Source organism: Shewanella nanhaiensis (assembly GCF_019457885.1).
Taxonomy (GTDB): domain Bacteria; phylum Pseudomonadota; class Gammaproteobacteria; order Enterobacterales; family Shewanellaceae; genus Shewanella; species Shewanella nanhaiensis.
In genome coordinates, this window is sequence record NZ_JAHZST010000001.1 from 73311 (window position 1) to 86679 (window position 13369).

The 13369-nt window shown below is 43.5% G+C and carries 8 protein-coding genes; 4 read left to right on the top strand and 4 right to left on the bottom strand.

Annotated features, from left to right (window positions below):
* The first annotated feature begins 125 nt into the window (after positions 1 to 125).
* Positions 126 to 1094 carry a TDT family transporter gene (locus K0625_RS00310; RefSeq protein ID WP_220107840.1) on the top strand — a complete coding sequence of 323 codons (969 nt, stop codon included), beginning with the start codon at positions 126 to 128 and terminating at the stop codon, positions 1092 to 1094.
* Between the two features lie 541 nt (positions 1095 to 1635).
* Positions 1636 to 4326 (top strand): TonB-dependent receptor, encoded by a 2691-nt coding sequence (locus K0625_RS00315; RefSeq protein WP_220107841.1) that lies wholly within the window; start codon positions 1636 to 1638, stop codon positions 4324 to 4326.
* A gap of 74 nt (positions 4327 to 4400) precedes the next feature.
* On the opposite strand, the gene yfcC is transcribed toward K0625_RS00315, so the two are convergent.
* From yfcC to K0625_RS00330, 3 genes are all read right to left on the bottom strand, one after another.
* The gene (yfcC, locus tag K0625_RS00320; protein WP_220107842.1) at positions 4401 to 5942 is read right to left on the bottom strand and encodes a putative basic amino acid antiporter YfcC; all 1542 of its coding nucleotides are present in this window, start codon (positions 5940 to 5942) and stop codon (positions 4401 to 4403) included.
* A gap of 161 nt (positions 5943 to 6103) precedes the next feature.
* Entirely contained in the window at positions 6104 to 7549 is a 1446-nt protein-coding gene (panF, locus tag K0625_RS00325) for a sodium/pantothenate symporter (RefSeq protein WP_220107843.1), read from the bottom strand.
* A complete protein-coding gene (locus tag K0625_RS00330) occupies positions 7542 to 7745 on the bottom strand; it encodes a YhdT family protein (RefSeq protein WP_220107844.1) in 204 nt (67 codons plus the stop codon). The genes panF and K0625_RS00330 overlap by 8 nt, the downstream gene beginning before the upstream one ends.
* Positions 7746 to 8218: 473 nt before the next feature.
* Here K0625_RS00330 and K0625_RS00335 point away from each other — a divergent pair, with 473 nt between their 5' ends.
* Positions 8219 to 9124: a LysR family transcriptional regulator gene (locus tag K0625_RS00335; RefSeq protein ID WP_012325490.1), complete on the top strand. Its 906-nt coding sequence runs from the start codon at positions 8219 to 8221 to the stop codon at positions 9122 to 9124.
* 117 nt (positions 9125 to 9241) lie between these two features.
* Here the strand turns inward: K0625_RS00335 and focA are convergent, their stop codons facing one another.
* On the bottom strand, positions 9242 to 10681 hold the full coding sequence (focA, locus tag K0625_RS00340; RefSeq protein ID WP_232846876.1) for a formate transporter FocA: 1440 nt from the start codon (positions 10679 to 10681) through the stop codon (positions 9242 to 9244).
* A 969-nt stretch (positions 10682 to 11650) separates the two neighbouring features.
* On the opposite strand from focA, the gene K0625_RS00345 reads away from it, so the two are divergent.
* The gene (locus tag K0625_RS00345; RefSeq protein WP_012325493.1) at positions 11651 to 13183 is read left to right on the top strand and encodes a DUF3360 family protein; all 1533 of its coding nucleotides are present in this window, start codon (positions 11651 to 11653) and stop codon (positions 13181 to 13183) included.
* Positions 13184 to 13369: the final 186 nt, after the last annotated feature.

Below are 13369 nucleotides of genomic sequence, written 5' to 3' on the forward strand. Positions count from 1 at the left end.
TTTATAACACTTAACCACTAGTCATAGATTAAGTTTCATTTAATCTATGACTAATTAAAATCAAATTTTCTTACCACCTCTACTCTCCTACTATCTATTCATAGATTACTTACCGGAAAATAGAGATGAAATCCTCATTCAAAAAAATCTCATATCATGCATCGAAATTACCAAGCCCTATGGCTGGACTGGCACTGGCGATTGCCAGTTTGGGCTGGGCGTGGGAAAACATGTTACCAAGCATGCATGGACGCGGTCAGTTAATCAGCGCCGTAGTTGCAGCACTCATGTTAATGGCACTGGTGATTAAATTTGTCCTTCATCCAACTATCTTAAAACAGGAACTTTCACACCCAGTGGTTGGCAGCGTGATCCCAACTTTTGCCATGGGCTTAATGGTTGTCTCTAATGCACTGGGGCTCTACTTACCAAGGCTTGGACTCTCTCTATGGCTTACTGCAATTGCCATACATTTAGTCTTCTTAGCTATGTTCATCTATTTTCGAGCTATCGATTTTAAACTCGAACATATGGTTCCAAGCTGGTTTGTACCACCCATTGGGATCATAGTAGCAGCGGTAACCTTCCCAGGGGTTCAGTACCAATGGCTGGCAAACGCGACACTTAACTTTGGCATGACTTGCTACCTCATTATGCTACCAATCATGTTATATCGTTTGATTTTCTGTGCACCGATAGCCGATGTCGCAAAACCAACCATCGCGATAATGGCTGCACCAGCAAGTCTATCGCTCGCAGGATACTTAACAGTAAGTAGCCAGCCTTCACTGGTTATCGTTGCGCTCCTGCTTAGCATAGCGCTATTGATGACTAGTGTTATCTATTTAGCCTTCTTTCATCTTTTAAGGCTGCCATTCTCACCTGGCTACGCTGCTTTCACCTTTCCTATGGTAATTGGTGCCACAGCACTATTTAAAGCATCACACTGGCTAAGTCACTCCTTTGGTGAGAGTCAGTTTACCGAACTGATTTCGCATGCTGCGCAACTAGAGTTGTTCATCTCAACAGCTGTTGTGCTGTATGTCGCATATCGCTACCTTTCTCACTACAGGCCAAATATTCTAACCGCCTAAGAAATATTGAAAGTAAAAGACAATGAGCTAAGCATTAAAATAGATTTTCACAACACATTAAATTTAACACTTTAAATATAAAGCAAGTTAAACCCTCCATAATCCGGTTAAATTTAATACAGTAAAGCATTCGGTAAAATAAGCTAACACTTACTCACAATAAATATAATGTTAATTTTAATTTAAATGATAAAAAACTAAAAAAATATTATTACCAAAGTGTTAACCAAAAACATTTATTTAACCCAAAATCTCCCCTTTACAGAGTGAAAAAGCGCCACCAATTTCATAACTCACTGATAAAAACTATTAAAAACACCAAATTGTTAACAAAGAGTATCGAGAATTGTTGCAAAATGGTGCAACAAGGTCTATTTAAGTAACAACTTTAAGCTGATTGCACCTGTTATCAGTATGTGTTTATATCCAGACTCGGACACCAATAGTTAACAAAGTGAAAACTATTTAGACCGTCTAAGAACAAGAAGCAAACAATTAAAACCAATAATAAAACTTAAAGTTATATCAGGGAGATAATAATATGTTGTCTAATTCAGTAATAGCTAAAGCTATTCGATTTTCATTAATCAGTGGCGCAGCAACTGCAGCACTGACTGCACCAGCAGTTTTTGCAGCAACAGATGATGAAAAAGTAGAAAGAATTGAAGTTACAGGTTCACGTATTAAGCGTACCGATATGGAAACTGCAACACCAGTAACCGTATTAAGCGCTGATGATATGGCAAAACAAGGTTTTACAAACATTCAAGATGCACTAGAAAGCCTAACTTCCACAACAAGTGCAATGACGACTCAATCAGTACACGGCTTCACTCCAGCAGCCTCATCAATCAGTCTTCGCGGTGCAGGTCCAAGTCGTACTCTGACACTGATTAATGGTAAGCGTCTTAACCAATACCCAAAACCTGCAAATGGCACCGATAACTTCGTTGATACAGCTAATCTTCCAATGGAAGCTGTACAGCGCATTGAAATTCTTCAATCTGGTGGATCAGCCGTTTATGGTGCAGATGCAGTTGGTGGTGTTATCAACATCATCTTGAAAAAAGACTTTGAAGGTATCGCTCTTAAATATCGCCACGGTGACACTTTCGAAGGTGGCGGAGCAAGTGATCGTATAGCACTTTCTGTTGGCGCATCATCAGATCGCGGTAACGTATCAAGCTTTATTGAGTTTACTGATAACCAGCAATTGAAAGCGACTGATCGTGAGAACTTCGGTCTTCATACCGATAAAGTTCCTCATAGCGAGTTTTCTCAATATAGTTCATACGGTGCGCGTATTGCTGGCGGTTCAGGTGCTCGTGCATTAACACCTGCAGAGTGTACAGCAGGCGGATTCTTCTGGGATGCAGCCCGTAGTTTATGTGGTTATGACCGTTCAAAGTGGCGCGATCTTCAACCAGAAAGCACACGTTTTATCAGCTCTACAAACTTTAACTATGAGTTAAGCGATGACATTAGCTTTGTGGGTCGCCTAGATTTTGCAGAAGCGAAATCAACTACCCGCATTGAGCCAATGGCAATCAATGACTACGACATTAAGGTTGATGGTAATGGCTTAACTGTCAGCAATGGTGACCTAAGCAAAACATTTGCTGACAAAACTACAGCACTCGGCGGTGACTTTGCTAATGCTGAAGATGGTGACTACTACTACGTTCGCCGCTTACATGAATTTAGTAACCGTATGGGTGAAACTAAAACTCGTAACTACTTTTTCACAGCTGGCCTTGAAGGTGTAGTTTTTGAAGATTACAACTGGGACGCTTCTGTAAACTATGGGCGTACCAATGTAGATGTTTTCCGTGGTGGCTATGCAACAGTTGCAGGTATGTTTGATTACATCACAGCTGGTGACAACGGTAACTCTCTTCTAAAAAACATGACTGCTGACGATGTTGAAGCAGCTTCTTACTCTCCTTTTGAGAAAGCGCAATCAACACAAAAGAACGTACAGGCTAACATTACAGGTAGTGCTTTCGAAATGCCTGAAGGCGATGCACTATTCGCTTTCGGTGCAGAATACACTAAGCAAGACTACCAAACAGAGTCAGATTCTGAATCAGCTAAAGGCAATATCCTGACAACTGGTGGTTCATCAGGTGCAGGTGAACGCTCTTTCTGGGCAACGTATGCAGAGCTAAGTATTCCAGTGTTGGATGTACTAACTGTTGATGCTGCAGTTCGCTATGATAGATACAGTGACTTCGGTGGTAACTTATCACCACAGATTGCAATCGAGTATCGCCCTCTTGAGGAGCTGCTTGTTCGTGGTTCTGTCAGCAGTGTATTCCGCGCACCAGACATGCACCGTGTATACGGTGATGCAACCAATGGTTTCAACCAAGTCATTGACTTCAAACAGTGTCAAGCTATGGGTGGTACACCTGGTCAACCTCATTCAGATACAAAAATCAACGAGATCTGTAATGAGCTGCATATCACCACTAAAACGGGTGCAAATAAAGACCTAGAAGCTGAAACTGGTTATACAGCAAATGTAGGTGCCGTGTGGGGCGGAGAGTCTCTCAATGCATCATTAGATTTGTGGGAGTGGAAGCTTGATGACATGGTAAGTGACATCAGTGCTAGTAAAGCCGCTCGTGAATATGAGCAGTATGAAAATATGCTGACACGTGATGCCGATGGCACCATTACTCATATTGATGCAGTTGCTCAAAACCTAGCCTTCCAAAAAGTTCGTGGTATCGACTTATCCGCAGGTTATAACTGGGATCTAAATAACCTAGGTGAGCTTAAGCTTAACTTCAAGGGTACATATATTCTGTTATCTGAAGGTCAGCTTGCTCCAACTGATCCTGTTGAAGATGACATCGATAATGGTGGACTGCCTCAATACCGTGCAAACCTAGTACTTGGTTGGTTTATCGAAGATTTCGAAGCAACATTAGGTGCTTATCACACGGCTCGCATGCATGGCATGCAGTACAAGTCATTCAAAGAGTCAGCAGAAGATGCTGGTACTGAGTTTGACGAAAGTGCACACGAAGTTGCTTCACAAACTAAGTGGAATCTGACAGCTGGTTACACCATCACTGACGATATTAAAGTTAAGGCTGGTGTCGTTAACCTATTTGATGCTGGACCAAACTTTGATCCAACAGCAACATCATGGCCACATTACCAGCGCTCAATCTACAACGCGCGCGGTCGTGAATGGTTCCTAGAAGGTGAAGTAAAGTTCTAAGACTCCTTCACTTAATATGATTGAAAGTAAAACGGCACCTAAGGTGCCGTTTTTGTTCTCTCATCTATAGTGGATTAACTAAACCCTAAATAGTGCGCACTTACTACAATCACACTGGATACCACAAACAGCGCCAGCATAAAGCGCCAGATAAATTTAAGCCAGTCGCCCCAGTCTACTCGGCACACGCCTAATGTCGCCATTAATGACGCCGATGTCGGCACAATTGCATTACTAAAACCATCTCCGAGCTGAAATGCAAGTACAGACACTTGACGAGTCACACCCACCATATCTGCAAGTGGCGCCATTAATGGCATAGTCAACGCAGCCTGCCCCGAGCCAGAGGTCACAAAGAAATTAAATACCGATTGGAAAATCAGCATAAACCATGCAGAAAGGGCATTAGGAAGCTGACCGATAAGCTCCCCTGCACTATTGAGTATGGAGTTAAGCACGCTCGGCTCACTGGGTCCACCATTGCCAAGCAGTATTAAAATACCCGATGCACAGCCAACTAAAATACAGGGCTCAAGCATATTGGCAGCTCCTTGCTTGAAGCTTGTCGCTACATCATTAACAGTCATCCCATTGAGCTTAAAAATCACACCTATGATGCCAATCACAACCCCCATAGTGAAAAATTGACTGGCGATCTCAGGAATAAACCAAGCTTGAGATACCACGCCCCAGATAACCCAAACTATCGTCGCAATAATGGTGACGAGCACGAGAATATCACCTAAATTAAATCGGCTATCTAAGCTAGCTTTACTCTGATTTTCTCGGAAATAGGCATCGCTGTGGTAACTAAAGGAGTACAGCGGCTTAAGCTTAATCTTATTGGCGTAACGCATGGTAAAGATAAGCCCCATCAGGGTAAAGCCAAACCAGATCATCACTCTCACACCTGCGCCAGATAAAACAGGGATCCCAGCAATCCCCTGCGCAATCGCGACACTAAATGGATTCATCCAAGAGCTAGCAAAGCCTATCTGAGTCGCAACATAGGTCACCATAACCGTCGTAATCCCATCATATCCCAGCCGTATCATTAGCGGGCAGATGATAATGGCGAAAGCAATCGCCTCCTCTCCCATACCAAAAACGGCGCCGCCAAGTGAAAACAGCACAAAGATAACTGGAATAAAGAGTGATTCATTTCCCCGTGTTCTGTCGATCAGCTTCAAGATACCATTGTCTATGGTCCCCGTAGCCATCACTACACCAAAGGAGCCACCTATCACTAACATAAACATGATAACGCCGATAGCACTGCCCCACTTAGAGCCTGACACTAAGCCTTCAAAAGCAAAGTTGAAAAAACCAGCACCACCATGACCTTCAAATAAACCAACCGGTGCTAACTTAGGCTCTCCATTATCATCAAGCGCATAGGCAAATGAGCTGGGATCAATCACACTGCGACTCTTCTCTACACCATCAGCAAGGTAGGTCACCTCCTGGGTTTGAAATGAGCCGGTAGGTATAAAATAGGTGAGCATTGCTGCCACTACAGCAACAAAAAAGATAATGACTAAGGTATCTGGCATCTGCCAGCGACTAACACTCCCTAAGGAGTTATCGTGGGAAGGAGTTGTGACTGTTCTGTCCATATTAAGACCATTCTAGTTATTATATGGCCGCAAATATAAACTAATTCCGTAAGAGTGTGTATATGGAGTTAACGATAAATATGAGTGAGTTAAATAAGGTGAGGCCCATTAATCATCTGTTTGTACAAAGATCACGATAAACCTCCTCTTCTCTATTCTATTTAAGATTCACCATCCAATACCTTAACATTCGCTTGAGGAGTGACAGCATGGATCAGTAGCATAACCAACAAAGAGATGGTTAAAGCGGGAACTATCGGATGGATCTTCCACACAAGTGGAGCGTTAAGCTGGAAAGCAAGATAGCTTATCAATCCTGCTCCCATGGCACCAAACGCGCTATTACCACTGATGTTTTTCCAAAACACCCCAGCAATGATGGGCCATAGAAATACAGCCTGCAACGCCCCAAACGCGGCTAAATTGATCCACACTATCATCTTTGGTGGCTCAATCGCCCAATAGGTCGCCAATACCGTTATTAGCAACATGGCAACTCGCGTTAGCTTAATCTGCCTAGTGGCGCTCAATCTCGGATACTGTTTCATCACACCATCTCGAATTAAGCTTACAGCAGATTGAAGCAGCATAGAGTCTACCGAAGACATTACAGCAGCAATGGGCGCAGCAAGCAGCACACCAGCCCAAAATGGATGAAACAAGCCAGAGATCAATCTAGGCATTATCTCATCTGGCACTGTTAACTCAGGATAAAGTGCGCGGCCAAATACCCCACACAGATGTGGTAGCAAGGTCATCAAAAAGCAGATTATCGTCCCCCACACCATGCCACGCTTCAAAGAGCGACTATCTTTAACCGCTAACAAGCGCACCAAAGTATGGGGAAGCCCCATGGTACCAAAACAGATTAATACCCAAAATGAGAGCATCATAGGCCAACCGAGATAATCATTCACTCCATGAGGGCTCAGCATCTGCGGTGAATATGCCTTCACTTTCTCCATCAACTGAGGCAGCGTCCCCTGAGATAGAATTGCGCCAAATAGTAAGATCAGTCCTGCAAGCATCACCACTCCTTGAAGGACATCGGTTAACACCACAGCCCTAAAGCCACCAGTTAAGGTATAAGCCAGTACTGTTAGTACAAATAGGCCTAACCCTATCTCATAACTTATGCCGCTCACGCCAGAGAATAAGCGAGCTCCACCAATAAATTGCACCGCTATCATGGCGATAAAACCCATCACTAAACTCACAATAGCCAAGCTGCTTAGCCAGGGGTGTTGGTAACGACTGTCGAGCCACTCGATTAAGGTTGTATGCTCTGCACTGCGCATCGCTAAAAACTTAGGACCTAACACGCCTAAAGTTAATATGGCCACAGGCACCTGTATCAAGGCTAACCACACCCAGCCAAGCCCCATCTGATATGCCGCACCTGGCCCGCCAATAAAGGAGCTTGCGCTGGTATAAGTCGCCACCAAGGTTAGGGCTAACATAGGGCCATTCAGGAAGGAGCCACCGATAAAAAAACGCTTAGCTTTATCTTGATGTAGCTGGCCAACATCGGCTTGACGACCACTCCACCAACGAGTGATAACCAAACTTAGTACTAGGTAAATAAGCAGAGGGATTAGATTAGTCATCACTATTTCCCACTAACAAGCCCATTAAAAAGATAAGCGACAAAATCAATACGACAGGCGCAAAAATACAGGAGAACCAAAACCAAACAGGCATCCCTAACCAAAGCCAAGCCTCATCAATAAACACGGGGCCTGCACACCACAAGACAAAATAAACCGCGATTAGGATTAGTGCTGTTTTAGAGAGTGAAAACATAATCAAACATGGGAAGTAGAATCAGACGGCAGATTTTATACCTAAACATTACCAACGACTAGCGATTAACTCACACTCAGGCCAAGGCTGAATAATGAGCCTTTGAGTTTATTAATAAGAAGTAACTTAAATCGCTCTAACACTTTCTAATCAACTGAAATAAGCAGCCAGATAAGCAAACGGCTTTAACATCCATATTAGGTGGAAAAGAGCGCAATACTGGTTTTATACCTTCGATACGTACCAATACTCGATTTTGTAACCTACAGATTATTTTGATAAAAAACTTAAAATAAACTGAATATCAGGCTCATCAACCTAAAAAGGGTGAGGCTCATCTAACTTCTACTACATCACCGCTAACTCTGCTTGTTAAGCCCATTTATACACACTAAAATCACAACTCTGCATCCATCAATTAAATTGATAGTTTCAATGGTTGTTTTTTTCATATAGGGAAGTCACAGGTAGAGATGAAGTACTCACTCAAACAGATCACCGTTTTTGACGCCGTAGCCAGCCTAGAGAGTGTCAGCGCTGCAGCAAGAAAATTATCTATGACCCAGTCGGCCGTTAGTATGTCACTGGGTCAATTAGAAAATTTGTTGGGGCGACCACTTTTTATTCGTCAGGGGAACCGGTTAACATTAAGCCACTGGGGTAACTGGTTACGTCCTAAGGCCAGACGCTTGCTACAAGATGCTCAACATATCGAATTAGGCCTTCACGAACAACACCTTATCAGTGGTCGGTTCCGTTTATGCTCTAGCCAAACAGCTGCTGAACATCTGATCCCTGAACTTATCAGCAGAATTGATACTGATTTTCCTGAGTTAAGGATCGATCTTATGGTAGAAAATACCGAAAATGTGATCGATGGACTACTTAACTATGAGTTTGATCTTGGCATCATCGAAGGTCGCAATGACGACAGTCGCTTGCATCAGGAGCGTTGGATTGACGATCACCTTGTGGTCTTCTCCTCACCACATCACCCCTATGCCAAGTATGAAAGTGCCAGCTTATCTCAACTTGAACAAGCCAAATGGGTATTGCGGGAACAAGGTGCAGGAACAAGACGAATTTTCGAAGGCGCTATTCACGGCATTATCGAGAAACTCAATGTGTGGAAAGAGTATGAGCAGGTATCGGTACTAAAATCTTTGGTTAAAAATGGTCAATATATCAGTAGTCTACCCTATTTAGATGTAGAGAAAGAGGTCGCCAATGGTGAGCTGGTGATTCTACCAACGCCGCAACTCAATATGCAGCGCCACCTTTCATTTATCTGGCGTGCAGATTCAGGGGAGAACCCTCTGCGCGACTGTATTATCACAGAGGCCAGACGATTGAGCCGCAATCGCCTACTTAAAAGGTAACGGTAAGTAACGAAAAGATATCGATTGAGGCTTCTGAATCAATAATTGATAAGTTTTAAAGTCATTCCAAACAAGAGCGGAGCTAATAATAGCTCCGCCGCTTAACCAATGTCGCTGTTATACCTTGTAGATATCACATACCTTTCTGGCTATCGCCTCACGAGTGATAACACCGCACAACAAACCTCTCTCCACAACAGGAAAAACACTCGGTTTATCAGCAGAAGCACAACGTAACCGCTCTTCATAGCTTTTGAAGGTGTTGCCCGTTAAGATCCCACTCTCATTCACAGGGAACAGTTTATTACGGTCCACCACCATCAACTCAATCAACTCGGCTACCGAATCCTGTGGTGATAGAGTCATCACCTCCTTTTGCATCAAATCAGCCACCTTATAAGAGACGCCTCTGGCAAACTCTTCAGACCATAAGCTGCGCAACAAATCTTGCTGAGAGATAAATCCAAGTAGGTGCTGATTCTCATCAAGCACTGGTGCGCTACGACAGTCATTATCGCTCAGTAACGCAAGACCGGCATAGACCGACAGCTCTGAAGCGATGGTTAACGGGCTAGTATCCATTAGATCTTGCACACATAGTTTTTGAATTGTTTTTGGCATTTTATTCGATACTCCTGAAGTCGAAATTGAGTGTATTTGAGCTGAGGTCTCTAACTGTGGTACGCAAAGAGCAAGTGGGGATTTAATCTTTTGAGCTGACTTTTCAATGAGCCAGTAACCTAAACCAACAAATACGCCTCCGCCAACTATGTTGCCTAAGGTCACTGGGATTAGATTGCTGATGATAAAGTGACTCATTGTCAGATCGGTAAATTGTGCAGCATCAATACCAAGACTGATAAAAAACTCAGGTTGGGCGAGTTGTGAAATAGCGATCCCTAACGGCACCATAAACAGGTTGGCAATACTGTGCTCAAAACCACTACTGACAAACATGGCAACAGGTAGCATAAGTAACACAGCTTTGGTCAGCGCATCTTTACTCGAGAAGGTCATCCACACGCCCAAACACACCAGCATGTTACACAAGATCCCAAGTACAAAGGCCTGCAACCAAGTATGATGAAGTTTATGTTGCGCTATCTGTAGTGCGTTTAAGCCCCATTGGCCACCATCAAGCTCATACATACGAGCCGACATAATCAGAGAAAGCATAATCAAAGCACCTAGCAGATTGCCTACATAGACCCGCCCCCAACACTTAATGAGCTCGCGACCTGTCACTAGCTTTTGAGCCCAAGCAACGCTGCTTAACACTGTGCTGGTAAAGAGCTCACCACCACAGATAACAACTAACATCAAGCCTAAGCTGAATGCTAAGCCACCTGCCAAACGCATTAGACCCCATGCACTTCCATCGTTGCCTGTGGTGACTGTGATGTAGAAGACAAAAGCCAACGCAATAAAGGCACCAGCAAACGCCGCTAAACCAAAAGATTGCCAAGCTGATTTAACCACTTTACTTTTGCCGTAGTGTTCTGCTTGTTGGTATAAGCTCACTGGCGCAGTCTGAGTCATCTCCTCGCTATTTTTCATTACTCTCGCCAGAGTAATCCCACTAACCTTTTGATTAGACGTCATTTATTAATCTCCCTTGGGTGACGTCGAAACCAATTACTTTTCATTCATATATCTCCGCTTATCTATCTGCTTGTTGTTTTGTACAAACAAGATAGCCAGAAATTTAGAGCAATAAAATTTGATATTCGTTATCACCAGCATCAATAAAATTGATACACGAAAGAGGATGTTTCAGTATGTTAAATTAACAAGGGAACGAAAGAACAAGGCAAGCAACTGTTTTAATTCTACTTTTATTTTTACAGCTTAGAACTCACGATAACTCTCTGTTCAGGGAAAGTAGTGAGCCGAGAGTAAGCCGCAGCTTTATAAGGGCTAACAATTCCAATTTTGCATCGATATAAATAAGTTTGATGCAGAAATCACGAGCGAACATAACCCTAAAGTTCCAAACCCCCATACCTAATGAGAAGGTCGTCAAAGCCAACATCCGTGACAACGATCACAGTTTCCCCCAGGCCCGCAGGCACAATGATCACACTATTAGGCATAGGTCGAGCTAAGCCACTTAATTGCCAGTGAGGAGATCTACCGCTCAAATGCCGCGAAAAACGTGACAAGATAACTACGCAATTAATATGCCGACCCCATGTTTATTTAGGGATCCCTATATAAGTTGTTAACTGGATCTCAAATAGCTTAATCACCTGATTCAAGAATATTGATACTTAATGAAGATGACTCATCTCTGTGTTAATATTTATGAGGTAAATTGGTCTTACCAATTAAACCGGAATTGTAAGGGAAGACAACTGCATACCAACCAGAGCCAGCTCCATGCTCTGCCACATCATGCAGGTAAATTAACTCTGTAATTATAGTGCAGCTAATCAAGCGCCTAATACATGGGTCAATACTCAAGGATCATTAAAGTTGTCATCGCAATAGATGAATCACTATGTTCTTCTCGGAGAATGAGAAATTATGTCAGAAACAGTGAAAAACGAACAAATCGAAGACTCAACGAAATCCTATCGAGAGCTTCACCGCCCTGCATCTGAGTTTGAAACTCGCGAAGAGTATTTAGACCATGAGCTAAAAATCATGAAGCCTAAGCGTTGGGGCTTAAACCTACCTGGCCGCGATTTCCGATTTGAATGGGAAGACCTTGTACCCGCTATCGCAGGTACTATTGGTATTACCGTAATGTACTCAGCTGTTATGGCGGCATGGGCTGCTGGTCTGACAGAGAGATGGGATCATATCAATCTTGGGGCTGACTTTGCGATTCAAGTTGTCCGCGTCGAGATGCTGATCCCTGCACTACTTTTCTGCATTATCAGCTCAGGCTTTATCAATCCTAAAGCAAACTTAGCGGGTAACCACGGCCCTATGATCCCACTTATCGGTGCAATCGCACTGGCTGGGGCTCATCCATTAGCATTGGCTATCTTATTGGGTCTGTTTGGACTCATGCTCAGCTACTTTAAGGGAGGCTCTAAACTCGTTAACCTCACCAGTAGTGGCGTTGCCGGTGGCCTGCTGGTTTTCTTAGGCTTTATGGGAGCTAAGAGTCAGATCACTTCACTCTTTGATTGGGCTGGTAGCTTACAATCAAAGCACCAGCTCGATTATAGCTTAGGTTATGTCGCCTTCTTTATCCTGTTAGCAAACGTGATCCTCTACGCTTACTTGGCAAAAGTGGGTAAACGTTGGTTAGCTATCCCACTGTGTTCAATCGCCGCTATTGCGTTGGCTTTTGGCTTAGGTGCCGGATTGGATCTGCAGTTTATCACTGAACCAGGGATCCCGAATCTAAACCCTGTTTACTGGTGGGGCTCAACTGAACATGGCTGGCAATTAGGTTTACCTAACATGCAACACTTTATCGCCTCTCTTCCATTTGCAATCTTGGCCGTTGCCATGTGGTCTCCTGACTTCTTGGGACACCGTATTTTCCAGGAGCTGAACTACCCTAAAGGCACTGACAAGGTACTAATGGATGTTGATGACACTATGACAACCTGTTCACTACGCCAAATCGTAGGTACAGCAGTCGGTGGCGGTAACATCACTTCATCTTGGGGTACTTATATGATCCCAGCAGCTATCGCTAAACGCCCTATTCCAGCGGGTGCGATCTTGCTTGGTATCATGTGTATTGCAGTGGCCATTATTGGTTATCCAATGGATGTCACTGTATGGCGACCTGTTATGTCAATCGCACTGCTCGTTGGTGTGTTCTTGCCACTACTTGAAGCTGGTATGCAGATGGTAAAAGACACTCAAAACAGTCAAGCGGCAGGGATCTGTATTTTTGCCTCTTTCGTTGCCAACCCTGTTCTAGCATGGGCATTGACTATGTTCTTAGACAATAACGGACTTATCGGTGATAAAGAGCGTGCTAAAACTCTCTCCGTCACTGACCGTTTAGTCATTCCAGGCCTTGCTTTTGTTATCTGTTTAGCCGCCATGCTAGCAGTAGGCATGATCACAGGGATCCCAGCGCTTCTATAACAGGAGTGTTCATGGCGGGAGAGGTTTTCCCGCCATTAAAAACACCTAAGATTAATATCAGTTTTAGTGATGACGATAAACTCACAAGATAGAGAGATAATTCTCGATTAAGGCTGTGACAAACACGCAACACCAGTTTGTTATCAACTTTCAACAGAGATGCTAATCATCGCAACATTAGCGACT